At 66.0% G+C, this 23,667-nt stretch carries 23 protein-coding genes; 15 read left to right on the top strand and 8 right to left on the bottom strand.

Features of this window, described 5'->3' with window-relative positions:
• Window positions 1-57: 57 nt before the first annotated feature.
• Entirely contained in the window at window positions 58-1,971 is a 1,914-nt protein-coding gene (dnaK, locus tag DW352_RS17825; RefSeq protein ID WP_115692602.1) for a molecular chaperone DnaK, read from the bottom strand.
• 442 nt (window positions 1,972-2,413) lie between these two features.
• On the opposite strand from dnaK, the gene DW352_RS17820 reads away from it, so the two are divergent.
• Window positions 2,414-3,355: a hypothetical protein gene (locus DW352_RS17820; protein ID WP_115692601.1), complete on the top strand. Its 942-nt coding sequence runs from the start codon at window positions 2,414-2,416 to the stop codon at window positions 3,353-3,355.
• A gap of 3 nt (window positions 3,356-3,358) precedes the next feature.
• On the opposite strand, the gene grpE is transcribed toward DW352_RS17820, so the two are convergent.
• Both grpE and hrcA read right to left on the bottom strand, forming a co-directional pair.
• Window positions 3,359-3,952, bottom strand: a complete 594-nt coding sequence (grpE, locus tag DW352_RS17815; RefSeq protein ID WP_115692600.1) for a nucleotide exchange factor GrpE — start codon at window positions 3,950-3,952, stop codon at window positions 3,359-3,361.
• Window positions 3,953-4,035: 83 nt separating this feature from the next.
• Window positions 4,036-5,121: a heat-inducible transcriptional repressor HrcA gene (gene hrcA / locus DW352_RS17810; RefSeq protein ID WP_210209851.1), complete on the bottom strand. Its 1,086-nt coding sequence runs from the start codon at window positions 5,119-5,121 to the stop codon at window positions 4,036-4,038.
• A 194-nt stretch (window positions 5,122-5,315) separates the two neighbouring features.
• Here hrcA and DW352_RS17805 point away from each other — a divergent pair, with 194 nt between their 5' ends.
• From DW352_RS17805 to hemW, 8 genes are all read left to right on the top strand, one after another.
• Window positions 5,316-5,699 carry a hypothetical protein gene (locus tag DW352_RS17805; RefSeq protein WP_115692598.1) on the top strand — a complete coding sequence of 128 codons (384 nt, stop codon included), beginning with the start codon at window positions 5,316-5,318 and terminating at the stop codon, window positions 5,697-5,699.
• 68 nt (window positions 5,700-5,767) lie between these two features.
• Complete coding sequence (locus DW352_RS17800) at window positions 5,768-7,240, top strand: TolC family protein (protein ID WP_115692597.1); 1,473 nt, start codon at window positions 5,768-5,770, stop codon at window positions 7,238-7,240.
• A gap of 15 nt (window positions 7,241-7,255) precedes the next feature.
• Window positions 7,256-8,638, top strand: coding sequence for a multicopper oxidase family protein (locus DW352_RS17795; protein WP_115692596.1), 1,383 nt, complete (start codon window positions 7,256-7,258; stop codon window positions 8,636-8,638).
• A gap of 14 nt (window positions 8,639-8,652) precedes the next feature.
• A complete protein-coding gene (locus tag DW352_RS17790) occupies window positions 8,653-9,111 on the top strand; it encodes a cupredoxin domain-containing protein (RefSeq protein WP_115692595.1) in 459 nt (152 codons plus the stop codon).
• A gap of 28 nt (window positions 9,112-9,139) precedes the next feature.
• Window positions 9,140-9,445, top strand: a complete 306-nt coding sequence (locus DW352_RS17785; RefSeq protein WP_115692594.1) for a copper-binding protein — start codon at window positions 9,140-9,142, stop codon at window positions 9,443-9,445.
• A gap of 84 nt (window positions 9,446-9,529) precedes the next feature.
• Window positions 9,530-10,246: a ribonuclease PH gene (gene rph / locus DW352_RS17780; protein WP_115692593.1), complete on the top strand. Its 717-nt coding sequence runs from the start codon at window positions 9,530-9,532 to the stop codon at window positions 10,244-10,246.
• 119 nt (window positions 10,247-10,365) lie between these two features.
• Window positions 10,366-10,995 (top strand): RdgB/HAM1 family non-canonical purine NTP pyrophosphatase, encoded by a 630-nt coding sequence (gene rdgB / locus DW352_RS17775; protein ID WP_115692592.1) that lies wholly within the window; start codon window positions 10,366-10,368, stop codon window positions 10,993-10,995.
• Window positions 10,996-11,098: 103 nt separating this feature from the next.
• Entirely contained in the window at window positions 11,099-12,256 is a 1,158-nt protein-coding gene (gene hemW, locus DW352_RS17770) for a radical SAM family heme chaperone HemW (RefSeq protein WP_115692591.1), read from the top strand.
• Between the two features lie 135 nt (window positions 12,257-12,391).
• Here the strand turns inward: hemW and DW352_RS17765 are convergent, their stop codons facing one another.
• A complete protein-coding gene (locus DW352_RS17765; RefSeq protein ID WP_245434162.1) occupies window positions 12,392-13,582 on the bottom strand; it encodes a penicillin-binding protein activator in 1,191 nt (396 codons plus the stop codon).
• Window positions 13,583-13,754: 172 nt separating this feature from the next.
• Here DW352_RS17765 and rsmI point away from each other — a divergent pair, with 172 nt between their 5' ends.
• Together rsmI and DW352_RS17755 are read left to right on the top strand one after the other, a co-directional pair.
• Complete coding sequence (gene rsmI, locus DW352_RS17760) at window positions 13,755-14,669, top strand: 16S rRNA (cytidine(1402)-2'-O)-methyltransferase (protein WP_210209850.1); 915 nt, start codon at window positions 13,755-13,757, stop codon at window positions 14,667-14,669.
• A 5-nt stretch (window positions 14,670-14,674) separates the two neighbouring features.
• Window positions 14,675-15,097: a YraN family protein gene (locus DW352_RS17755; protein WP_115692588.1), complete on the top strand. Its 423-nt coding sequence runs from the start codon at window positions 14,675-14,677 to the stop codon at window positions 15,095-15,097.
• Between the two features lie 115 nt (window positions 15,098-15,212).
• Here DW352_RS17755 and DW352_RS17750 read toward each other — a convergent pair whose 3' ends face one another.
• Window positions 15,213-16,889, bottom strand: coding sequence for a methyl-accepting chemotaxis protein (locus DW352_RS17750; protein ID WP_115692587.1), 1,677 nt, complete (start codon window positions 16,887-16,889; stop codon window positions 15,213-15,215).
• A gap of 111 nt (window positions 16,890-17,000) precedes the next feature.
• Between DW352_RS17750 and gshB the strand changes: the two genes are divergently transcribed.
• Complete coding sequence (gshB, locus tag DW352_RS17745; RefSeq protein WP_115692586.1) at window positions 17,001-17,945, top strand: glutathione synthase; 945 nt, start codon at window positions 17,001-17,003, stop codon at window positions 17,943-17,945.
• A 128-nt stretch (window positions 17,946-18,073) separates the two neighbouring features.
• On the opposite strand, the gene DW352_RS17740 is transcribed toward gshB, so the two are convergent.
• Both DW352_RS17740 and DW352_RS17735 read right to left on the bottom strand, forming a co-directional pair.
• A complete protein-coding gene (locus tag DW352_RS17740) occupies window positions 18,074-19,045 on the bottom strand; it encodes a c-type cytochrome (protein WP_115692585.1) in 972 nt (323 codons plus the stop codon).
• A 72-nt stretch (window positions 19,046-19,117) separates the two neighbouring features.
• Window positions 19,118-20,419, bottom strand: a complete 1,302-nt coding sequence (locus DW352_RS17735; protein ID WP_115692584.1) for an MFS transporter — start codon at window positions 20,417-20,419, stop codon at window positions 19,118-19,120.
• Between the two features lie 124 nt (window positions 20,420-20,543).
• Here DW352_RS17735 and DW352_RS17730 point away from each other — a divergent pair, with 124 nt between their 5' ends.
• Window positions 20,544-21,113, top strand: a complete 570-nt coding sequence (locus DW352_RS17730; RefSeq protein ID WP_115692583.1) for a TetR/AcrR family transcriptional regulator — start codon at window positions 20,544-20,546, stop codon at window positions 21,111-21,113.
• On the opposite strand, the gene DW352_RS17725 is transcribed toward DW352_RS17730, so the two are convergent.
• On the bottom strand, window positions 21,110-21,289 hold the full coding sequence (locus tag DW352_RS17725) for a hypothetical protein (RefSeq protein ID WP_162827025.1): 180 nt from the start codon (window positions 21,287-21,289) through the stop codon (window positions 21,110-21,112). The genes DW352_RS17730 and DW352_RS17725 overlap by 4 nt on opposite strands.
• Before the next feature lie 127 nt (window positions 21,290-21,416).
• Here DW352_RS17725 and DW352_RS17720 point away from each other — a divergent pair, with 127 nt between their 5' ends.
• On the top strand, window positions 21,417-22,955 hold the full coding sequence (locus tag DW352_RS17720; protein WP_115692581.1) for a YifB family Mg chelatase-like AAA ATPase: 1,539 nt from the start codon (window positions 21,417-21,419) through the stop codon (window positions 22,953-22,955).
• Between the two features lie 96 nt (window positions 22,956-23,051).
• A complete protein-coding gene (locus DW352_RS17715) occupies window positions 23,052-23,510 on the top strand; it encodes a hypothetical protein (RefSeq protein ID WP_115692580.1) in 459 nt (152 codons plus the stop codon).
• The last annotated feature ends 157 nt before the right edge of the window (window positions 23,511-23,667 follow it).

The raw sequence follows: 23,667 nt of genomic DNA, 5'->3' as shown, positions 1-23,667 counted from the left end.
GCAAGGGGGGAGGTGAGCCGTGCACGCGCCGCGCGCATCGCCAATCAGCGACTAACGTTAGGCCGACTTCTTCTTGTCGTCGTCGACTTCGGTGAACTCGGCGTCCACCACATCGTCTTCCGACTTCTCACCCGTGGCACCGGCGGCGGCACCCGGCGCCGCTTCCTGCTGGGCCTTGTACATCGCTTCGCCGAGCTTCATCGAAGTCTGCGCCAGCGTGTTGGCCTTCTGCTGGATGGCGTCGGCATCGTCGCCCTTGAGCGCTTCCTTGAGGTCCGCCATCGCGTTTTCGATCGCGCTGCGATCGGCATCGCTGACCTTGGAGCCGTGCTCGGAGAGCGCCTTCTCGGTCGAGTGGACGAGAGCCTCGGCGTGGTTCTTGGCTTCAACCGCCGCCTTTCGCTTCTTGTCGTCCTCGGCGTGGGCTTCCGCGTCCTTCACCATCTTCTCGATGTCGGCTTCGCTCAAGCCGCCCGAGGCCTGGATGCGGATCTGCTGCTCCTTGCCGGTCGCCTTGTCCTTCGCCGACACGTTGACGATGCCGTTGGCGTCGATGTCGAAGGTGACCTCGATCTGCGGCACGCCGCGCGGGGCCGGCGGAATGCCCATCAGGTCGAACTGGCCGAGCAACTTGTTGTCGGCCGCCATCTCGCGCTCGCCCTGGAAGACGCGGATGGTCACCGCGTTCTGACTGTCCTCGGCGGTCGAGAAGGTCTGGCTCTTCTTGGTCGGGATCGTGGTGTTGCGGTCGATGATGCGGGTGAACACGCCGCCCAGCGTTTCGATGCCGAGCGAGAGCGGGGTCACGTCGAGCAGCAGCACGTCCTTGACGTCGCCTTGCAGCACGCCGGCCTGGATGGCGGCGCCGATGGCGACGACCTCATCCGGGTTGACGCCCTTGTGCGGCTCCTTGCCGAAGAACTGCTTCACGACTTCCTGGACCTTCGGCATGCGCGTCATGCCGCCGACCAGAACCACTTCGTTGATCTCGCCGGCGGAGACGCCCGCGTCCTTGAGCGCCTTGCGGCAGGGCTCGATCGTCTTCTGCACGAGATCGTCGACCAGCGCCTCGAACTTGGCGCGCGTCAGCTTCATCGTCAGGTGCTTCGGGCCCGAGGCATCCGCCGTGATGAACGGCAGGTTGATCTCGGTCTGCGTCGTGGACGACAGCTCGATCTTCGCCTTCTCAGCGGCTTCCTTCAGACGCTGCAGCGCGAGCTTGTCCTTGCGCAGGTCGATGCCCTGCTCCTTCTGGAATTCGTCGGCCAGGTAGCTGACCAGACGCATGTCGAAGTCTTCGCCGCCCAGGAACGTGTCACCGTTCGTGGACTTCACTTCGAACACGCCGTCGCCGATCTCGAGGATCGACACGTCGAAGGTGCCGCCGCCGAGGTCGTAGACCGCGATGAGACCGGTCTTCTGCTTGTCGAGGCCATAAGCGAGCGCGGCCGCGGTCGGCTCGTTGATGATGCGCAGCACCTCGAGACCGGCGATCTTGCCGGCGTCCTTGGTGGCCTGGCGCTGGGCGTCGTTGAAGTAGGCCGGAACGGTGATGACCGCCTGGTCGACCTTCTGTCCGAGATAGGCCTCCGCGGTCTCTTTCATCTTCTGCAGCGTGAAGGCGGAGATCTGCGAGGGTGAATAGGGTTTGCCGTCCACCTCGACCCAGGCATCGCCGTTCGACGCCTTGGCGATCTTGTAGGGGACGAGCTTCTTGTCTTTCTCGACCATCGGGTCGTCGTAGCGCCGGCCGATCAGGCGCTTGACCGCGAAGATGGTCTTTTCGGGATTCGTGACTGCTTGGCGCTTGGCTGGCTGACCGACGAGACGCTCGCCATCGTCCGTGAAAGCGACGATCGACGGCGTGGTCCGCATGCCTTCGGCGTTCTCGATCACCTTCGGCGTCTTGCCTTCCATCACGGCGACGCAGGAATTGGTGGTGCCGAGGTCGATACCGATGACCTTGCCCATGATGTTAATTCCTCTCTTTTGCGGCAGGCCGGGTGGGCCCTGATAAGCGCCCAAAGGGGGAACGTCGGCTCATCCGCTGATCCCCTATCCAGCCCCCTGGATACGCGATTCACCGCTGGTTTTGCGGCTCATGGCTCATATAGGAGGGCCCCTAGGGGCCGCAAGTCGGCTGCTCACGAATCCGCGAGCGGCCGGGTCGCTTGGCCATGTCTCGGGTGCCCCTCCGACGGGATCGGCGGCGCCCGCAGCGATCGTTCGGCGAGGATGCGCCGGCATAAGGCCTCAGAGGCCGGCGGCCGGCGTCGTTAACGCTGCCCGCAGAAAGACCGCGGCATGGCCCGCGGGCTGCTCGGTCATTGCATGGCCTTCTTCGTCCGGTTACTCAGGTTTCAGGTTGGCGATTTGGGACCAAAAACCCGCCAGCCGGGAAGGTCGGCGTTCCATGGCGCTATGCCGCTCTATCGTACTCCTGGCCGCGTTCTTCGCGGCGACCGTGCTATCGGCGCACGCCGAAGTCCTTTATCCGCCCGGCTCGCGGATCGGGCTCGACCCGCCCGGTAACGCCACGCCCAGCAAGCGCTTTCCCGGCTTCGAGGACACCGATCGCAAGGTCGCCATTACCATTCTCGACCTGCCCGGCGGCGCCTATTCGGACCTCGAGTCGGCAGCGTTCGGCAGCGGCCAATCCGCCCTGAAGGACGTGAAGCGCGAAGCCTTTCCGTTCGAGACCGGCATGGGCTTTCTGATCAGCGGCCGCGGCGAGGTGAACGGCGTCAAGCTGCGCAAATGGGTACTCTTGGCGACGGCCGGCATCGGCAGCAGCGTGCCCAATCTGACCACCCTCATTACGGTCGAAGTGCCGGAGGACGCGCTTGCCGTCTATACCGAGGAGGCGGTGCGCAAGGCGTTGCAAAGCGTGACGTTCCGCCCGACGCCCATCGACGAGCAGCTCGGCTACCTGCCGTTCAAGTTCAACGATCTTGCCGGCTTTCGGGTCATGCAGGTGCTGCCGGAAGGCGGCGTCATCCTCGTCGACGGCCCGACGGATAACATCAGCGCGCATCCTTACATGATCGTCGGCATCGGCCGCGGCGGTCCGAGCGATCCTTCGGATCGCGGCCGCTTCGCACGCGACATGCTGTCGGCGGCGCCGGTGCGCAATCTCGAGGTGCAATCGGCGGAGTCGATGCGCGTCGGCGGCTGGCCCGGCTTTGAAATCCGCGCGAACGCCCAAGGTCTCGACGGCAAGCCGCTGAAGCTCGTGCAATGGGTGCGCTTCAGCGCCGGCGGCTTCATGCGCATCATCGGCGTCGCGCCCACCGGTCAATGGGACGATTTGTTCACCCGCTTCCGGACGGTGCGCGACGGGATCGATACGAAGTAGCGGTCAGTTCGCTGTGTTGTCCGACGGCGCGTTGTTGTTGGACGGTGCCTGCTTCGGCGCGCCCTTGGAAACGCCGACCAAGGCCGGACGCAGCACGCGCTCGCCGATCATGTAGCCGGCCTGCATGACCTGGGCGACATGGCCCGACGGTACGTCGGCGGTCGGTATTTCGAACATCGCCTGGTGGACGTTGGGATCGAACTTTTCACCCTGCGGCGAAAATTTGCGCACGCCGTTCTTCTCGAGCGTATTGAGAAGCTCGCGCTCGGTGAGCTCGACGCCCTCGATCAGCGCCTTGACCTTGGCGTCGGCCGCGGCCCGCACCGCCGGATCGATCGTCTCGAGCGCGCGGTGCATGTTGTCGGCCACGGCGAGAACGTCGCCGGCGAATTTCCGGATGCTGTAGGCACGGGCGTCCGCAACCTCGCGCTCGGTGCGCCGGCGCAGGTTTTCCATCTCGGCCAAGGTCCGCAGCAGCTTGTCTTTGTACTCGGCGGCCTCGCGACGGGCCTCGGCCACGGGATCGGCCGCCTGCGGCTGCGTCGGCGCGCCGTCGGTGCCAGCATTCTCGGGCTGATGCGCGGTCTCATCCGTCATCGGGCTTGGTCCATCCTCAAAAATTGCTTGATGGCCCGGGATATCATGTTTCCGGGCGGAAAAATCAAGCTTCCAGGCTGCCTTTAGCCGGATAGAAGCCGGGTGACCACCCGGGCGGTATAGTCCACCATCGGGATGACGCGGGCGTAGTTGAGGCGGGTGGGGCCGATGACGCCGATGACGCCGACGATGCGGCCGGTGCTGTCGCGGTAGGGGGCGGCGATGGTCGAGGAACCCGACAGCGAGAACAGCTTGTTCTCCGAGCCGATGAAGATGCGCACGCCCTCGGCCAGCTCGGCGCGGCCGAGCAAATCGATGACGCCGCGCTTGGTCTCCAGCGCGTCGAACAGGGAACGCACCCGCTCCAGGTCCTCGAGCGCGTGCAGATCCTCCAGAAGGTGCGCGTGGCCGCGGACGATGAGCTGGCGGTCGTCGCCGGCGCCGCCCGACCAGCTCGCCAGCCCCGCGGCAATCACCTTCTGCGTCAGCTGGTCGAGTTCGGCCTGGCCTTCGGCGACCGCCTTTTCGATCTCGCCGCGCAGTTCGGCGAGCGTCTTGCCGCGCAGGCGCGCGTTCAGGAAGTTGCCCGCCTCGATGAGCGACGACGTCGGCAGCCCGGCGGGCACATTGAGCACGCGGTTTTCCACCTGCCCGTCCTCGCCGACCAGCACCGCGAGCGCGCGTTCCGGCTCGAGCCGCACGAACTCGATGTGCTTGAGCCGCACATTGTGCTTGGCCGTCAGCACGACGCCGGCCGAGCGCGTGAGGCCCGACAGCATCTGCGTCGCTTCGGTGAGCACCGTCTCCAGCGACTTCGGTGTGCCTGAGCCGGCCACCTGCGCCTCGATCGAGTGGCGGTCGGATTCCGACAGGTCGCCGATCTGCATCAGCGCGTCGACAAAGAAGCGTAGCCCCATCTCGGTCGGCAACCGGCCAGCCGACGTGTGCGGGGCGAAGATCAGGCCGGCGTGCTCCAGGTCCGACATGACGTTGCGGACCGAGGCCGGCGACAAGGTGATCGGCAGGATGCGCGACAGATTGCGCGAGCCGACCGGCTCGCCGGTCGCCAGGTAGCTTTCGACGATCTGCCGGAAGATCTCGCGCGAGCGCTCGTTCAGCGCCGCGAGGCTCGCCGGATTCGCACCGATGGGGATATCGTGGGACGCCACCGCTAACTCCTCGTATCTCCCCAAGAATTGACCATTGCCGTGGGCTTGTTCAAGCCGGACTTGCCGGCCGGCACACAACAATGCCATGTTGTCGGGGCAAAGAGCACCGTTGTTCTCGTTGAGCGGATAAGGCGGTTTCGACCGGGATGTTGGTTCTGTTAACCAGCAAATGGCGTCGGCGGGCGGCGGCCTTCATGGCCGTTCTGTTCGCGCTGTTCCTGTTGTCGCCTGTCGCCGCCTTCGCCTTCAGCAACGCACCGGCGCATTGCCTGGAGTTGGGCGAAGCGCCGCAAGTGGCCAGCCAGGCGCGCAGCCACCACCACGGCACTGGCGATTACGCTGCCATGGCACACGAGCACATGGACCATGGCACGCAAACCACCGACAGCACTGATTCGGCCGTGCCGGCCAAATGCTGCGGTCTGTTCTGCGTGACCGCACTGACACCGCCGGCTTTCGGCGTGTCGGATATGCGGCGCATCGCGACCACTGAAGTCGCGCTGCCGGTTACGGCCAGCCTGCTCGGCCGCGCCGTCGACGGCATCGACCGCCCACCACGATCTCTTCTGTCGCTTTGAACGCCGGCGCTGCCGCGGCCTGAAGCCGTCGCGCGTGCCTGTCATCAATCGATGGACGAGGACATTCAATGTCTGCCCGACTTTGTTCGCGGCTGGCCGCATCCTGGCGGCAGCCGAACCCGTGGCGCTATGGAACGCACGCGGTCACCTTCTCTGCCTTGCTGCTGCTGCCGGCTTGCGCCACTTTCTCACCCGACGGCGGCATGGCTGTGCCCGCCGACATTGCCGCGCAACATCTGCGCAAGGACGTCGTCGCCATTCGCGACGATGCGGATGCCGATGCCGCGCGCGCCACGGTCGACCGGCTCATCAAGCGGCCGCTGACCGCGGATACGGCGGTTCAGATCGCGCTCGTGAACAATCGCGGGCTGCAGGCGGCCTACAACGAACTGGGCATGGCCGATGCCGCGCGCGTGCGGCAGTCGTTGCCGCCCAATCCGACGCTGTCGGCGACGCGCCTGACAGGCGCCGCCGAAGCCGAGTTGGATCGCGAGATCGTCGCCAGCATCCTCGCGCTGGCCACGCTTCCGGCCCGCACCGAAATCGCCAATGAGCTTTTCCGCCGCGCGCAACTTGTGGCGGCGCTTGAAACCTTACGCGTCGCGACCGAAGCGCGGCGCGCCTACTACCGCGCCGTGACGGCCCGGCAGCTCGTGCGCCTGCTGACGGAAGCGACGTCCGCCACCGCGACCACGTCCGAGCTGTCCAAGCGCATGGGCGAGAGCGGCGCCATGAACAAGCTCGACCAGGCGCGCAACCAGGTGCTGCACGCCGATCTGTCGAACGAGCTGACGCGCGCGCAGCAGCGGGCCAATGCTGAGCGTGAGCGCCTGATCCGCGCGCTTGGCCTGTCCGGCGGGGACCTTGCTTTCGCGCTGCCGTCCTCCTTGCCGGCCTTGCCCAAACGCACTCTGGCTTTGCCGAAAGCGGAGCAGGAGACGATCGACCGGCGCGTCGACGTGCAGATCGCGCGCAGCGAGCTCGCGATGTTGGCCAAGTCTTATGGGCTCACCAAGGCGACGCGGTTCGTCAACGTGTTGGAAGCAGGCTTTGCCGATAAGATCACCGACAACCGCGAAACCGGCGAACACGCGCACAGCCGCGGCTTCACGCTGACCTTGGAAGTGCCGATCTTCGACTTCGGCGAAGCGCGCGTGCGGGAGGCCGAGCAGGGCTACATGCAGGCGGTGAACCGTCTGGCACAGAAGGCGATCGATGCGCGCTCGCAGACGCGCGAAGCCTATCGCGGTTATCGCCTGAGCTACGACATCGCCACACGCTATCAGCGCGAAGTGTTGCCGCTGCGCAAGATCATCTCCGACGAGATGATGCTGCGGTACGGCGCCATGCAGGTCGACGTCTTCTCGCTGCTCGCGGAAGCGCGGCAAAAGATCGCCGCCAATGTCGCGGCGGTGGAAGCGCAGCGCGACTTCTGGCTCGCCGGCGCCGATCTGTCGGCGGCGATATCCGGGGCTGGCGCGCCCGCATCGGCGCCGGCATCGAGCACCGCAAATCTTGCCGGCGACACCGGCGGCCACTGAAGGCGGAGAACGATCATGATCTCACGACGCAATCTCATTGGGTCTTCGGTGATGCTCGCGGGCGCGGCGGCCGTCAGCGGCCGCGTGCAGGCGGCCAGCATCCCGGAAGCCGTCACCAGCACGTCGCCGGCGATGCAGCCGCCGCCGGCGCCATCGACCGGACCGCATTTTCAGCCGGTGGTCACGCTCAACGGCTGGAGCCTGCCGTGGCGTATGAACGGCGACTGGAAGGAGTTTCATCTCGTCGCTGAACCCGTGCGGCGCGAATTCGCGGCGGGCATGACGGCGCGGCTGTGGGGCTACAACGGCCAGTCGCCCGGGCCGACGATCGAAGGCGTCGAAGGCGACAAGGTGCGCATCTTCGTCACCAACAAATTGCCCGAGCACACTACGGTGCATTGGCACGGCATGCGGCTGCCGAATGGCATGGACGGCGTTGGCGGCTTGACGCAGCCGCACATCAAGCCGGGGCAGACCTTCGTCTACGAGTTCGTGCTCCAGCGCAGCGGCACGTTCATGTACCACCCGCACGCCGACGAGATGGTGCAGATGGCCATGGGCATGATGGGCTTCTTCGTCGTGCATCCGCGCGACGTGAAGGAGCGGCCCGTCGACCGCGACTTCGTCTTCCTGATGGCGAGCTACGACATCGACCCCGGCACGTCGTTGCCGAAGGTCATGACCATGACCGACTTCAATCTATGGGCGTGGAACAGCCGTGTGTTTCCCGGGATCGATTCGTTGGTGGTGCGGCAGGGCGATCGCGTGCGCATCCGCATCGGCAATCTCACCATGACCAACCATCCGATCCACATGCACGGGCCGCACTTCGAGGTGACCGGCACCGATGGCGGCTGGGTGCGCGAAAGCGCGCGCTGGCCGGAAGTGACGACCGACGTGCCGGTCGGCGGCATGCGCGCGATCGAATTCGTCGCCGACGATCCCGGCGACTGGGCGATCCATTGCCACAAGTCGCATCACACGATGAATGCGATGGGTCACGACGTGAAGACCTTCATCGGCACGCCGCAGAAGGATCTCACCAAGGCGATCCGCAAGCTGGTGCCCGACTACATGCCGATGGGGTCGGCCGGCATGGCCGAGATGGGCTCGATGGAAATGCCGATGCCCGACAACACGCTGCCGATGATGACCGGCTTCGGCCAATACGGTCCCCTCGAGATGGGCGGCATGTTCTCGGTGGTGAAGGTGCGCGAGGACGTGGCGCCCGGCGATTACAAGGATCCCGGCCCTTACAAGCATCCGCCCGGCACGGTCGCCTACGAGTTCAAGGGCGATGTGCCCGAGCCGTCACGGCGCAGCGATCTTCCAGCAAAGCCAAGTCAGGTCGAGTTCTCGGTCGTGAAACCGGGATCGAACGGCCACAACCATCATTAACAAGGAGAAGACAGATGAGATCGATCACACTCGCTATCGCTCTGGTGCTCGGCACCGGCAGTTTGGCTACCGCATATGCGCATGAGGGGCATTTCTCGGCGGGCGAGCCGGGCGATCCGAACATGCCGGCGCGCACCGTCACCGTCACCATGCGCGACGACGACGGCGCGATGCGTTTCGAACCCGCCCGTATCGAGGTCAAGAAAGGCGAGCAGATCCGCTTTGTCATCGCCAACAAGGGCGTGCTCAAGCACGAGTTCACCTTGGCGAGCGTCGCGGAGAACAAAAAACATGGCGCGATGATGCAGAAATTTCCCGACATGGAGCACGACGATCCGAACGCCAAAAGCGCCGAGCCCGGCAAGACGGCCGAGATTCTGTGGCGCTTCACGAACGCGGGCGCATTCGAATTCGCTTGCCTCATTCCGGGTCATTACGAAGCCGGCATGCACGGCGCGGCGATCGTGAAGTAATTCCGCTTAGACAAGAAGGAGACTTGAAATGAAGAATGCTCTCGCGATGCTCGCGCTCGCTTTGGCCCTCGTCTTCGGCGCGCTGACGCCGACTGCCGCCAAGGCTCAGTCGTTGATCGATGGCACGGTGACCAAGGTCGATGCCGGCGCCAGCAAGATCACCATCCGCCATGGACCGATCAAGAAGCTCGGCATGGACGAAGGCATGACCATGGTGTTCACCGCCAAGGACCCGGCCCTCGTCGGTAAAGTGAAGGCCGGCGACAAGGTGAAGTTCGACGCGGACAACGTGAACGGGCAGTTCATCGTCACCGCGATCGAAAAGGCCAAATAAGCGGCTGAAGGTCCGGGCTTGCCGGGTCCGGCGGCGCCTCCTAAAAGGCTCGCCGGAAACCCGCCCACAGCAGGAGTGAGCCCAATGCGGCCGAGCCGCCGACAAGTCGACGAATTGCGCCCGGTGTCGCTCGAACGCGGCGTCGTCAAATACGCCGAGGGCTCCTGCTTCGTGAAGTTCGGCGATACGCATGTGCTGGTCACCGCCAGCCTCGAGGAGCGGCTGCCGCCCTGGCTCAAGGGCCAGGGCCGCGGCTGGGTCACGGCCGAATACGGCATGCTGCCGCGCGCGACGTCCGAGCGCACGCGCCGCGAGGCCTCCGCCGGCAAGCAGGGCGGCCGCACGGTCGAGATCCAGCGCCTGATCGGCCGCAGCTTGCGGTCGGTCGTCGATCTCGTGGCGCTCGGCGAGCGGCAGATCACCATCGATTGCGATGTGATTCAGGCCGACGGCGGCACGCGCACGGCCTCGATCACCGGCGCCTGGGTCGCGCTGGCCGATTGCTTCACCTGGATGAAGGCGCGCGACATGTTCAAGGGCGGCGAGCCGATGCGCGATCACATCGCCGCGGTGTCGTGCGGCGTCTACAAGAACACGGCGGTGCTCGACCTCGATTACGCCGAGGACTCGGAAGCCGAGACCGACGCCAATTTCGTCATGAGCGGCAACGGCAACATCGTCGAGATCCAGGCGACCGCCGAGAAGACGCCGTTCAGCGAGGAACAGTTCCTCGCTTTGCTGGCGCTGGCGCGCAAGGGCGTCGGCAAGCTGATCGATCTGCAGAAGATGGCGGTGGCGTAAGCGCGCCATGCGCAGTGGGCCGTCATGCCCGCGCTTGTCGCGGGCATCCACGTCTTACTAAGAGTCACACAGGAAGGCGTGGATGGCCGGGACAAGCCCGGCCATGACGAAGAAACCGAATGCCCCGCAAACTCACCGGCCCCGTCGTCATCGCCACGCACAATTCCGGCAAGTTGCGCGAGATGCGCGAGTTGCTCGCGCCTTATGGCATCGAAGCGCAATCGGCCGGCGAGCTCGGGCTTCCCGAGCCGGAGGAAACCGGCAAGACCTTCGCCGCGAATGCGCGCATCAAGGCCGAAGCCGCGGCCAAGGCCACCGGCAAGGTCGCGTTCGCCGATGATTCCGGTCTCGTGGTCGAGGCGCTCGGCGGCGAGCCGGGCATCTATTCGGCGCGCTGGGCAGGGCCCGACAAGGACTTCCGCGGCGCGATGAATCGCATTCAGACGCTGCTCGTCGAAAAAGGCGCAAAGGACCCGGCGCAGCGGCGCTGTCATTTCGTCGCTGCGCTGTGCCTCGCCTGGCCCGACGGGCACACGGAAGAATTCGAAGGCCGTGTCGACGGCGTCGTCGCCTGGCCGCCGCGCGGCGAGAAGGGCTTCGGCTACGATCCGCTGTTTCTGCCGGATGGCTTCGATATCACTTTCGGCGAGATGACCGCCGAGGAGAAACACGGCCTGCCGCCGCGCGGCAAAGCGCTGTCGCACCGCGCGCGGGCGTTCATCATGCTGGCGGATGCGTGTTTGAAGTGAGCCCCCTTGCGGAAGTTCCCGATCGTTACAATTTTAAATAGTTCTCCGCAGCCAAATTTGCGGCCCGCTGGCCGCGCGCGGCGAGGCCGCCTATGATGTTTACATGTCGTTAACGATTCCAGAGCCCTTCGCCATCTACGTGCACTGGCCGTTTTGCCTGTCGAAGTGCCCGTATTGCGACTTCAACAGCCACGTGCGCCACGGCGGCTACGACGAAGCGCGCTACGTGCGCGCCGTCGCCGCCGAATTGGCCGCCAATGCGGCGCGCACGCCGGGTCGTACCGTGTCGACGGTTTTCTTCGGCGGCGGCACGCCGTCGCTGATGCAGCCGTCGTCGGTGCAGGCGATCCTCGACACGATCGCCAAGCATTGGAGCGTTGCGCCTGACGTTGAAGTGACGCTGGAGGCCAATCCGACCAGCGTCGACTCGACCCGCTTCCAGGGTTACCGCACGGCGGGCGTCAATCGCGTTTCGCTCGGCGTGCAGGCGCTGGACGATGCGGCGTTGAAGGAACTCGGCCGCCTGCACACGGCGGAGGAGGCGCTCGACGCGGTCGCGGTCGCGCGCTCGATCTTCGATCGTTATTCGTTTGATCTCATTTACGCGCGGCCGCGGCAGACGCCGGCCGAATGGGGCGCCGAGCTCAAGCGCGCCATCGCCGAAGCGGCCGAGCATCTCTCGCTGTACCAGCTCACCATCGAGCCGGAGACGGCGTTCTTCAATCTCTACAAGTCCGGCAAGCTGATCGTGCCGGACGAAGACACCGGCCGCGATCTCTACGACATGACCCAGGAGGTTTGCGCCGCCGCGGGTCTGCCGGCTTACGAGATTTCCAATCACGCGCGGCCCGGCGCCGAGTGCCGGCACAATCTCGTCTATTGGCGCGGCCACGATTACGTCGGCGTCGGTCCGGGCGCGCATGGCCGCTTGACCGTCGACGGCTATCGCTACGCGACCGAAACCGAAAAGCGTCCCGAGACCTGGCTCATGCGCGTCGAAGCCTCGGGGTCGGGCCAGATCGTCGACGAGAAGCTCACGCCGGGCGAGACCGCCGACGAATATCTCTTGATGGGTCTGCGTCTTGCCGAAGGCATCGATCCGCTCCGCTTCGAGCGGTTGTCCGGCCGCACGCTCGATCCCAAGCGCGTCTCGATCCTGCAAGGCGAGGGCGCGGTGGAGACCACGGCCGATGGCCGCTTGCGCGTGACGCAATCGGGTTTCCCGGTGCTCGACGCGGTGGTCGCGGATCTGGCGGCTTAAGCCTCTCCCCGTCATCCTGAGGTGCGAGCGAAGCGAGCCTCGAAGGATGACTGCGATCATGGGGCCGTCGCCCTTCGAGGCTTGCGCTGCGCGCAAGCACCTCAGGGTGACGGAGAGAGGTTGTGCTTGAGGCTCCTACGTCCCCGGCTGGAACGACTTCGGCGCCGGGCTGATGATCTGGCCGCCGCCCGGGGCGACGCGCAGCACGGCAAGGCCGCGCTCGTTCAAGCCATCGGCGCGGAAGCGGAACACGCCGTCGATGCCGGAGAAGCCCGACGACGTCGTCAGCACCTGCTCGGTGAAGCGTTGCGTGCCTTGTGTCTTCACCAGCGCCGCCACCAGCGCCACCGCGTCATAGGACAGAGTCGCGGTGCGTACCGGCTCCTGACCGTAACGCGCGCGATAGCGTTGCGCGAAGCTGCGATAACCGACCGCGTCGGGTGCGGCGAACCAGCCGCCCTGCAACTGTGCATTCGACATGATGCGCGGATCGTCCCACAGCCCGGTGCCGAGCAGTTGCACGCGCTTCGTCACGCCGGCGGCGGCAAGGCTCTGCGCCACCTGCGGCACGGCGTCGGCGCCGTCGGGAATGAAGATGGCGTCGGCCTGGCTCGCGGCCTGCGCGACCCGTCGCACAGGCTCGGCCATGCGCGCGGCATCGAGCGGATATTTCTCGAGCGCGATGACGCGGCCGCCGCGGCGCGCCACTTCCTGCTGGAACGCGGCTTCCACCAAGTTGCCATACGCGTTGTCCGGTAAAAGCGCCGCGAACGAGCGTTTGCCATGCGACACGGCGTATTCGATGATGCGCCTGACGTCCGACTCCGGCAGGAAGCTCAGGAGATAGACGCCACGCGTCGCGACGCTCGCGTCGGTCGAAAAGGCGATCACCGGAATGCCGCGCTGACGCGCAACTTGGCCAACCGCGCTCACTGATTGCGCGAACAACGGTCCGATGATGATCTCGGCGCCTTCGGCGATCGCCTGCTGCGCGGCGGCCTGCGCGCCCTGCGGCGAGCCGCCGTCGTCCTTCACCAGCAGTTGGATATTCGGTTGTTTGAACTCGGCGAGCGCCAGCTCAGCCGCGTTCTTCATCGACTGCGCGGCAACGCCGGCATTGCCTTGCGCCGACAGCGGCAGGATCAGGCCGACGCGAATCTCGCCGGTGCCGATCGATGCACCCGGCGGCGGCTGGTTGGCCATTTGCGGCGGCGGCGCGCTGGTCGTGTCGACCGTGCCCGCGCAGGCGGCGAGAGCGAGCGCGGCAGCCGAGAAGCATAAGGCGGTGCGTGCCCGGCCGAGTCCGCGCCACAGCCGCGCTGCCAATGCTTTTCCGCGTTCGCCAAATCCAGCCAAAGCGGCCAATCCCCTGTAAGACAGCACCATGTCAGTCCTAACCGGTATCGGCAAGTTTGTCCCGCAAAAGTTAAGGCTGTGAAAAGACGAAGGAATTCGTCCCGGCATGACGCCGCGCGGCGACGCGTCTAGAGTGCTTGCAATGACCAAAGACGACGAAAAACAACCGCCGCGCGCGCGACAATTCGCGCCCTTCGGCGCCGCCATGCCGGCGGCGAAGGCTAAGCCCGGCCTCTATCTCGTGGCGACGCCGATCGGCAATCTCGGCGACATCACCTTGCGCGCGCTGGAGGTGCTGGCCGGCGCCGATGTGATCGCCTGCGAGGACACACGCGTCACGCGCAAGCTCGCCGAACGCTACGGCATCGAGACGCCGCTTACCGCCTATCACGAGCACAACGCCGCCGAAGCGCGGCCGAAGCTGCTCGCGCGTCTCGCGGCGGACCAGGCTGTGGCGTTGGTGTCGGACGCCGGCACGCCGTTGATTTCCGATCCCGGCTACAAGCTCGCCCGTGAAGCCGGCGAGGCAGGCTATACCGTTACGGCATTGCCGGGGCCGTCGTCGGTATTGGCCGGCCTGTCGTTATCGGGCCTGCCGACGGATCGCTTCTTCTTCGAAGGCTTCCTGCCGCCGAAGCAGGTCGCACGACAAAAGCGCATCGCCGCGTTGGCGACGATCCCCGCAACCTTGGTGTTGTTCGAGACCGGGCCGCGCATCGCCGAAGCTCTGGCCGATCTGGCCGCTGGCCTCGGTGCGCGTGGTGCGGCCGTCTGCCGCGAACTCACCAAGCTGCATGAGGAAGTGCGGCGCGGCGATCTTGCCGCGCTAGCGCAGCACTATGCGCAAGGCGGCGAAACGCGCGGCGAGTTCGTGGTCGTCATCGCACCGCCCGTCGAGGAAGAAGCGCAGGACGCCGACGTCGATGCCATGTTGCGCGATGCCCTCGCACGCGTGTCGGTGAAGGATGCGGTGGGTGAAGTGGCGCTTGCCACCGGACGGCCGAAGCGCGAGGTCTACCAGCGCGCGCTCGAACTGGCCAAGAACAACGATGACTAGCAACGATGACTGATCCGCGTAATTTCCGATCGCCGGGCTTGCGGCCGAAGCCGGCGCCGAAGAGCGATGCCGATCCGGAACGGCAGATCGCGTTTCGCTTCGGCATATCGGCCGAAAGCCGCGCCGCCGCTTTCCTCGTTGCCAAGGGCTTTCGCATTCTCGCGCGGCGCTGGCGTAGTCCGGTCGGCGAGATCGACATCGTCGCGCGCCGTGGCCCGCTGCTGATTTTCGTCGAAGTCAAAGCGCGTCATACGCTCGACGATGCGGCTGAGGCGGTGACCGAACGGCAGCGCGGACGCATCATCGCCGCGGCCGAAGCGTGGCTCGCCACATATCCCGACCCGTCGGTTCAAGACATGCGTTTCGACGCCGTGCTGGTCGCGCCGAGCAAGATGCCGCGGCATATACCGGGTGCGTTTGAGGCTTAACCGTCGTCCCGGCCAAGCGCCGCCCTTGCGGCGCGTGAGCCGGGACCCATACGCCGGAGCGTCTCGATAGGGCAGGGATTATGGGTCCCCGCTTTCGCGGGGACGACAGACGCGCCTACGCGCTCAACCGGTCAAAGAACACATCCACCTGCGCGCGGATGCGGCCGGCGACGCTGCCGAGATCGTCGGCAACCATCTTGACCGCGTTGGCGCTGGTGCGCGTGTCTTCGGTCGCGCCACCGACCAGATTGACCTCGTTGGCCGTCTCGAGCGTGCGTTTGGCGGCGATGTCGACGCTGCGCGCGATCTCCTGCGTCGCCGCGCCCTGCTCGGTGACCGCGGCCGCGATCGCGCCGCTGATCTCGCCGATCTCGCGGATGGTCTGTTCGATCGCGTTGATCGCTTCGATCGAGCGCACCGTGGCACGCTGCATTCCCGCGATCTGCGCGCCAATTTCTTCCGTGGCGCGGCTGGTCTGCCCGGCCAGGGCTTTCACTTCACCGGCGACAACGGCAAAGCCGCGGCCGGCTTCGCCCGCGCGCGCCGCTTCGATGGTGGCGTTCAGGGCCAGGAGGTTGGTCTGTTCGGCGATGTCGGTGATGAGCTTGACGACATCGCCGATACGCGCCGCCGCTTCGTCGAGCTCTTTCACCGCGGCGTTGGTGGCCTCGGCCTCATTCACGGCTTTCGTCGCAATCGCGTTCGACTGAGCGACCTGACGATCGATTTCATTGACGGACGCGGACAGCTCGTCCGCGGCCGAGGCGATGTCGCGGACGTTGGCGGATGCCTCGGACGAGGCCTCTTCGGCGCGGGCGGTTTTCGTCGAGGCGTTGTCGGCGGCAGCGGCAAGCTGGCTGGAGGCGTCGAGCATCTGATCGGAAATGCGGCCGAGCTCCGACAGGCTCGTTTCGACTTCGGCGGAGAAGCGCGCGATTTCCTTGGTGATTTCCTGCTGGCGGCGTCCGCGCTCCTCGCCCTCGCTGCGGACGGCATGGTTGAGCTGTTCGTTGTGCCGCATCGCCTCTTGGAAGACGCCGACCGATCGCGCCAATGCGCCGAGCTCGTCGCGGCGATCCTGGAAGCCGATGGGGTCCAGGCAGCCGCTGGCGACCGCCTCGGTCATCTTCGTGATTTCGCCGAGCGGCCGGACGACGCTGCGGGACAGGAAGAAGGGCCCGGCAAACGCCAAGGTGACGGCGAGCATGGCGAAAGCGCTGAGCCACATCGCGTTGCGATCAATGCCCGAGCCGAGTTCGGCCGAAACGCGGGCGGCGCGGTTGCGGTACAGCTCAGCCAGATTTTCGAGATCGCGGTTGAGTGCCTTGCGGGCCTCCCGTTCGGAATCGACGTCGCCCCAGGCGCGCGCGGCCGCCGGGCTGACTTCCGCTCCGAGCCGCGCCAGCTCCCTGCGGAACGCGATCATCTTCGTGATCCGCGCCGAGAAGGACGCGAACGATTCGGCGTCGTCGTCGCGAACGTGCTTCTTCCATTCCTCGATCAGCCCGGCGATCTGATCGGTGTAGAAGAGAAGGCCGGCGGCGTAAGTCTTGGCCGTCGCCATGTCGGGCGACATGTAGATGCCGCGCGACTCCATCACCATGGCATAGGTGAGGGCATTGACCCGCTCGATGTTCAGTGTGCCGTTGTTCGCGGTTTCGAACTGCTGCGTCAGCGTGGTGTGCCGGTAGGAGTTGAGCGCCGCGAGCACCGCCAATGCGACGGTGGTAGTGGCCATCAGGGCAAAGATGGCATAGAGCTTGGCGCCAATGGAAAGCTTCGAAAGTCTCACGTCCTGCCCCTACCCGCGCGTGCGCAATCCCCGCCGCCATAGTGGCGGGAATTTGTTAAGGCTTTGTTTTCCTTTACATCCCTCCTCCTCAATCGGTCGCCAGAGCCAGCCATGAGTCTCAAAGTCGCAGTGCAAATGGATCCGATCCAAAGGATCAACATCAAGGGCGACTCCACCTTCGCCCTTTTGCTGGAGGCTCAGAAGCGCGGCCACGCCTTGAGCTATTACACGCCGGACCGGCTGGCGCTCTTGAACGGGCGCGTGTTCTCGACGGTCGAGCCGCTCGCGGTGCGCGACGAGGCCGGCAATCACTTCTCGCTGGGCGAATCGCGCCGGGTCGACCTGACCGAGTTCGACGTGGTGCTGCTGCGCCAGGACCCGCCGTTCGATCTCAATTATGTGACGACGACGCATCTCCTGGAGCGCATCCACCCGAAGACGCTGGTGGTCAACGACCCGGCGCATGTGCGCAACGCGCCGGAGAAGGTGTTCGTCACCGAGTTTCCGGATCTGATGCCGCCGACCTTGGTGACGCGCGATCTTGCCGAGATCAAAGCCTTCCGCGCCGAGCACGGCGATATCGTCATGAAGCCGCTCTACGGCCATGGCGGCGGCGCGGTGTTCCGCATCACGCGCGAGGATCTCAATTTCGGTTCGCTCTACGACATGTTCTCGGTCACCTTCCGCGAGGCATGGGTGATCCAGAAGTATCTGCCGGCGGTGAAGGATGGCGACAAGCGCATCATCCTGGTCGACGGCGAATATGCCGGCGCGGTCAATCGTATTCCGGCGGCCGACGACCTGCGCTCCAACATGGTGCGCGGCGGTTCGCCCGCGAAGACGGAGCTGACGCCGCGCGAGCGCGAGATTTGCGATCGTCTGGGGCCGGCCTTGCGCGAGCGCGGGCTCCTGTTCGTCGGCATCGACGTGATCGGCGATTACATCACCGAGATCAACGTGACGTCGCCGACCGGCGTGCGCGCCATCAAGAATCTCGGCGGCCCCGACATCGCCGCGCTGATCTGGGACAAGATCGAATCGAAGCGGAAGGGCTGAGCGGGGGCACAACGAGGGTGCTTCCGTTCCGCTCGTCCCCGCGCAAGCGGGGACCCGGCGCGGCGGTGCAAACGTCTTCGTGCCTGCTGGATTTCCGCCTTCGCGGGAATGAGCGGAGGTTTTGCGCGCTACCGCGCGCCGCTCTTCTTCAGCTTCGCGAGTGCCTCGCGGATCGCGGCGAACGGTCCGTATTTGTGGACCTTCTCGCTATATTTGTCGGCGTAGGGGCCGAACGGCGTGTCGACCGGCTTGAGCAGCAGGTCGGGAAAGTCCTTCTCCTGATCGGCCTTATGCGGCCGCGGCTGCGACACCACATAGCCCGCGACGTCCCACGCATCCTCCACCGACAGCCGCGGGTCGAGATAATCGGCGCCATGCGGCATGTTGAAGTGCACGAAGTTGGCCAGCGTGATGATTCGCGACATGCCGGCGCCGTCGTTGAAGCTGTCCGGTCCCCACAGCGGCGGCATCATGTAGCCGAGATCGGTCGACGGCGCGCTGTTGCGGATGCCGGAGCCGTCGGTGTTGTGGCAGGCTTGGCACACGCGCGCATAGATGATGCCGCCGCGCGTCGGGTTCGCGGCGCGCGACATCTCCGGCATCTTGCCTGTGCCCATGCCGGGAAGCTGCTTGCCGTCGGGCACGCCGCTGCTGAGAAACTTGATGTAGGCGACGATCGCCTGCATCTCCGACGCGTCGTCGGGCATCGGTTTGCCGTTCATGCTCCGCGTCATGCAGGAGTTGATGCGGTCCTCGATGCTGATGTCGCGGCCCGAGCGCGCGCTGTATTGCGGGAAGTCGCCGAACAGGCCGAACAGCGGGATGCCGAACTTCTTGGTGCCCGCCATCAGATGGCAGTTGCCGCAGGCGAGATTGTTGCCGGCATAGCGCTTGGCCGGATCGGACACGTTGGGGCCGATATAGGCATAGGTCGCGGTGATCAGATCGCGCCCTTGGCGCACTTGCTGGCCATGCGCATCGCGCGGCAGCGCGCCGATTTCCGGCACGGTCCATAGCGGCTTGCTCTGCGCATGCGCCGCTAACGGGACGATCCCGAACAAGGCGATGAAGACGACGGCGCGCAGAAATGTGTTCGCCACGGCAGCCCCCCGGCTCGCGCCGCCGACAGCAGGGGCGGCGCGGCCGATTATGCGCGGGGACCGGCGGCTTGGCTATGCCGCCTTCGGTGCCAGGGTCGGAGTCGCGTTCGTCGAACGGCCGATGCACAGCGCCAGCAACGCGGCGACGATGCACATCGCCCCCGCGGCGAAGAACGCCGGCAGGTAGGTGGCGAACTCCGTGCGCGTGTAGCCCGCGCCAAAGGCGGCGGTGGCGGCGCCCAACTGATGGCCGGCGAAGATCCAGCCGAACACGACGCCGGCCTTCTCGCGGCCGAAGCGGTCGGCCGTGAGCTTCACGGTGGGCGGCACCGTCGCCAGCCAATCGAGGCCGTAGAATACCGCGAACAGCGACAGGCCGTAGAAGGTGAAGTCGGTGAACGGCAGATAGAGCAGCGACAGCCCGCGCAGGCCGTAATACCAGAACAGCAGCCAGCGGCTGTCGAAGCGATCCGACAGCCAGCCCGAGCCGATCGTGCCGATCAGGTCGAAAATGCCCATCATCGCCAGCACGCTCGCCGCCGTGACGGCGACGAGGCCGTAATCGCTGCACAAGGTGACGAAGTGAGTCTGGATCAGGCCGTTGGTGCTGAGGCCGCAGACGAAGAACGTGGCGAACAGAATCCAGAAGGTGCCGGTGCCGGACACTTCCTTGAGAACGCTCACCGGCGTCACCAGCAGCGCCGACAAGCCGACCGTCTTTGCCGGGGCCGGCGTGATGTCGGTCTCGCCATACAGCGGCAGGCCGAGATCGGCAGGCCGGTCGCGCATCAGCAGCAGGACGACGACGCCGGTCACCGCCAGAATGGCACAGACGAAAAGCAGTGCGACGCGCCAGCCGTAGTCGGTGGTGATGGCGGCGAACAGCGGCAGGAACACCAACTGGCCGGTGGCGGAGCTCGCCGCCAGCATGCCCATCACCAGACCGCGGCGGTGCGTGAACCAGCGCGTCGCCACTGTCGCGGCGAGCACCATGGCGGTGAGGCCGGTACCGACGCCGATGATCAGGCCCCAGCACAGCATGAGCTGCCACAGCTCCGTCATGCGCAGCGAGCCGAGAAAGCCGATGCAGATCAGCGTCAGCGCGACGACGATGACGCGTCTGACGCCGAAGCGATTCATGAAGGCGGCCGCGAACGGCCCGAGCAGGCCGAACAGGATCAGACGCACCGCAAGCGCGATGGAGATCTCCGAGGTGGTCCAGCCGAATTCCTTCTCCAGCGGCACGATGAGCACGCCGGGCACGCCCATCGCGGCGGCGGTGACCAGCATCGTGAAGAAGGTCGCGCCGACGACCACCCAGCCGTAATGGATGCGGCGGCGGCCAAGCGTCGCGGCAAGCGCAGTCGAAACCATGGGATATGCCCTGTATGCGGCCCGCGGCGAGCGCAAGACGCCGTTAAATGATGACCATCATCTATTGAACATAAATGACGGGCATCATATAACTTGTCAAGCCGTGCGGCGAGGGGAACAGCGCATGCGTGTCAGTCGAGAGAAGGCGGCCGAAAACCGCGAACGCATCATCGCAGTGGCGGGCACGCTGCTGCGCGAGAAGGGATTCGACGGCATCGGCGTTGCCGAGATCATGAAAGCCGCCGATCTCACGCACGGCGGATTTTACGGGCATTTCGACTCGAAGGATGATCTCGCCGCGCAGGCCTGCCATGCGGCTTTGGCGAAGTCGGCGGCGCGCTGGACCGAGGTGCGCGACAGTGCGGGCGACAAAGCCTTCGAGGCCATGATCGCGCACTATCTGTCGCCGCGGCAGTACGACAGTTCCGGCCGCGGTTGCGCGCTGGTCGCGCTCGGCGCCGAAGCGCCGCGCCAGGACAAATCGATCCGCGCCGTGTTCCGCGACGGCCTGCTGAAGCTCATTGATGTGCTGATGGATGTGCTGCCGGGCCGCAAGGCGGCGCGGCGGCGCAAGGCGCTGGCCGTGATGGCGCAGCTCGTCGGCGCCGGCGTTCTGGCGCGCGCGGTCAACGACGCGGCGCTGGCCGAGGAAATCCTCGGCGCGACGAAAGAGGATTTGCTCGCCCGCTCTTAAGCGGCGGCGAGTTCCTGCTCGAAGCCGGCGATCGAGAACACCATTCGCTGGCGGCCGAGCTGGATGTGCTGGATTTCCCAGATCAGCTCTTCGACATCGGCATTGGCCGCTTCCGCCTCCAGCCGCGCCTCACGCGCCAGCTTGAGATCCTTCGCCATCGCTTCACGGTCGATCATGGTGTCCACCGGTTGTCCGACAGGTCCTTAGCGAGGGATCATAACGGGAATATTTTGTTCTGCAAATGTTCTTGTCGCCGTCCACAACTTGCGCTACTACTTTTGCGGGAAGTGCAGGGGCGGGACAATGGTTCAGCGGATCGGCACCGTGGCGTTCGAGGGCATCGAGGCCCGCGCTGTCGACGTCCAGGTACAGGTCGCGCCCGGTCTCCCAGCTTTCAATATCGTTGGTTTGCCGGACAAGGCCGTGTCCGAGGCCAAGGAGCGCGTGCGCGCGGCGCTGGTGGCTTCCGGGCTCGCGCTGCCGGCGCGGCGCATCACCGTTAATCTGGCGCCGGCCGATCTGCCGAAGGAAGGCAGCCATTACGATCTGCCGATCGCGCTCGGTCTGATGGCCGCGATCGGGGCCGTGCCGCAAGACGCCGTCGCCGGTTACACCGTGCTCGGCGAGCTGGGGCTCGACGGCTCCATCGCGCCGGTGGCCGGCGTGCTGCCGGCGGCGATCGGCGCCAATGCGCGCGGGCAGGGGCTCATTTGTCCATCGGCTTGCGGCGCGGAAGCGGCGTGGGCCAGTCCGGAGATCGAGATCGTCGCGGCACAATCGCTCATCCAACTCGCCAATCACTTCAAGGGCACGCAAGTACTGTCGCGGCCGCAGCCGAAGATCCGCGAAGTCGGCGGCGCGCTGCTCGATCTCGCCGACATCAAGGGACAGGAGAGCGCCAAGCGCGCGCTCGAGGTCGCGGCCGCCGGCGGTCATAACCTGCTGATGGTCGGCCCGCCCGGCTCGGGCAAATCGATGCTCGCCGCGCGATTGCCGACGATCCTGCCGCCTCTGTCGCCGACCGAGCTCCTCGAAGTGTCGATGATCTCGTCCGTCGCCGGCGAGATCGAAGGCGGCGCGCTCACCAACAAGCGGCCGTTCCGCGCGCCGCATCATTCGGCCTCGATGCCGGCTCTGGTCGGCGGTGGCCTGCGCGCGCGGCCGGGCGAGATTTCGCTCGCGCATAACGGCGTGCTGTTTCTCGACGAATTGCCGGAGTTCACGCCGCAGGTGCTCGATTCGCTGCGTCAGCCTTTGGAGACCGGGGAAGTCGCGATCGCGCGCGCCAATCATCGCATCACCTATCCCGCGCGCTTCATGCTGGTCGCGGCGATGAACCCGTGCCGCTGCGGCCGCGCCAACGATCCCGGCTTTGCCTGCCGGCGCGGGCCGAACATCCGCTGCGCCGCCGAGTATCAGAACCGGCTGTCGGGACCGCTGCTCGACCGCATCGATCTGCACATCGAAGTGCCGGCGGTCACCGCGGCCGATCTGATCCTGCCGCCGCCGTCGGAGGGCAGCCGCGAAGTGGCGGCCCGCGTTGCCCGCGCGCGCGACATCCAGGCCGAACGCTATGCCGCGCTGGGCCTCGACGATGTGCGCACCAATGCGCAGGCCAATGGTTCGACGCTGGAAGAGATCGCGCGCGCCGACAAAGCGGGCCTTGCTTTGTTGCGCGATGCCGCCGAGCAGATGCATCTGTCGGCGCGCGGCTATCACCGCGTCCTGCGCGTCGCGCGCACGCTGGCCGATCTCGACGGCGCCGCCCAGGTCGGCCGCGTCCATCTCGCCGAAGCTTTGTCCTACCGCGCGCTGTCCGACGAGATGCGCCGGGCCGCGTGAACCGCGCGCCGGCGGTCGTCCTTTAAGCGAAGTTTAAGCGGCTTCTTGTAGTCTGTTGGCTTGCGCCGATTCGGCGTGCGCTTGGGGGGCGCGCTCATGAATCGTATTACCGTTGCCACGATCTTCGGCCTGGCCGCCGCCGTACCGGCCGGTGCCGCCGGCGTCTATCTCAGCAAGCCCGCCGACACGGCGCCCTGCTTTGCCGCGCCCACCGGCGCTTTCCGCATCACCGACAAAGCCGCCGATTACACGGTGCGTGTCGAGGCCGCCGACGCCGATCCGTCGCTACGCCTGCAACTCGTCGACGATCCTGCCGTTGCCGATTTCGTCCTGGTGGACGATGACGCGCCCGCCTGCCCGAGCGGCGTGCCGCTCAAGAGCGTGCGGGTCGATCCTGCCGCCACGGCGCCGGACCTTACCGTCGCGCTGTCGCGCGAGCCGGCCGCCAAGAAAATCTACGTGAAGTCGGCCCGGTTCTCGGACCAGCAGGCCGCCGCTCTGTTCGCGGTAACATCCGGCGCCCGCGCGGTTACGGCGCGCGCGCTCATCCGCTGAATCGGCCGCTGCGACGGACCGTATCGGTTCCGGTTTACCGGCGCTTCACCATAGCGGCGCGAACGCCGCCTGCCGGCGCGGCCGGGGAATAAAACGGCAAGCCTCCCGGTGCGACACTGCGTTCCTTGTGAAGCGCCGGCGCATGGCCGGTCCAGGA

The organism is Pseudolabrys taiwanensis (genome assembly GCF_003367395.1).
Lineage (GTDB): Bacteria > Pseudomonadota > Alphaproteobacteria > Rhizobiales > Xanthobacteraceae > Pseudolabrys > Pseudolabrys taiwanensis.
This window is presented reverse-complemented; position numbering and strand designations above follow the sequence as displayed.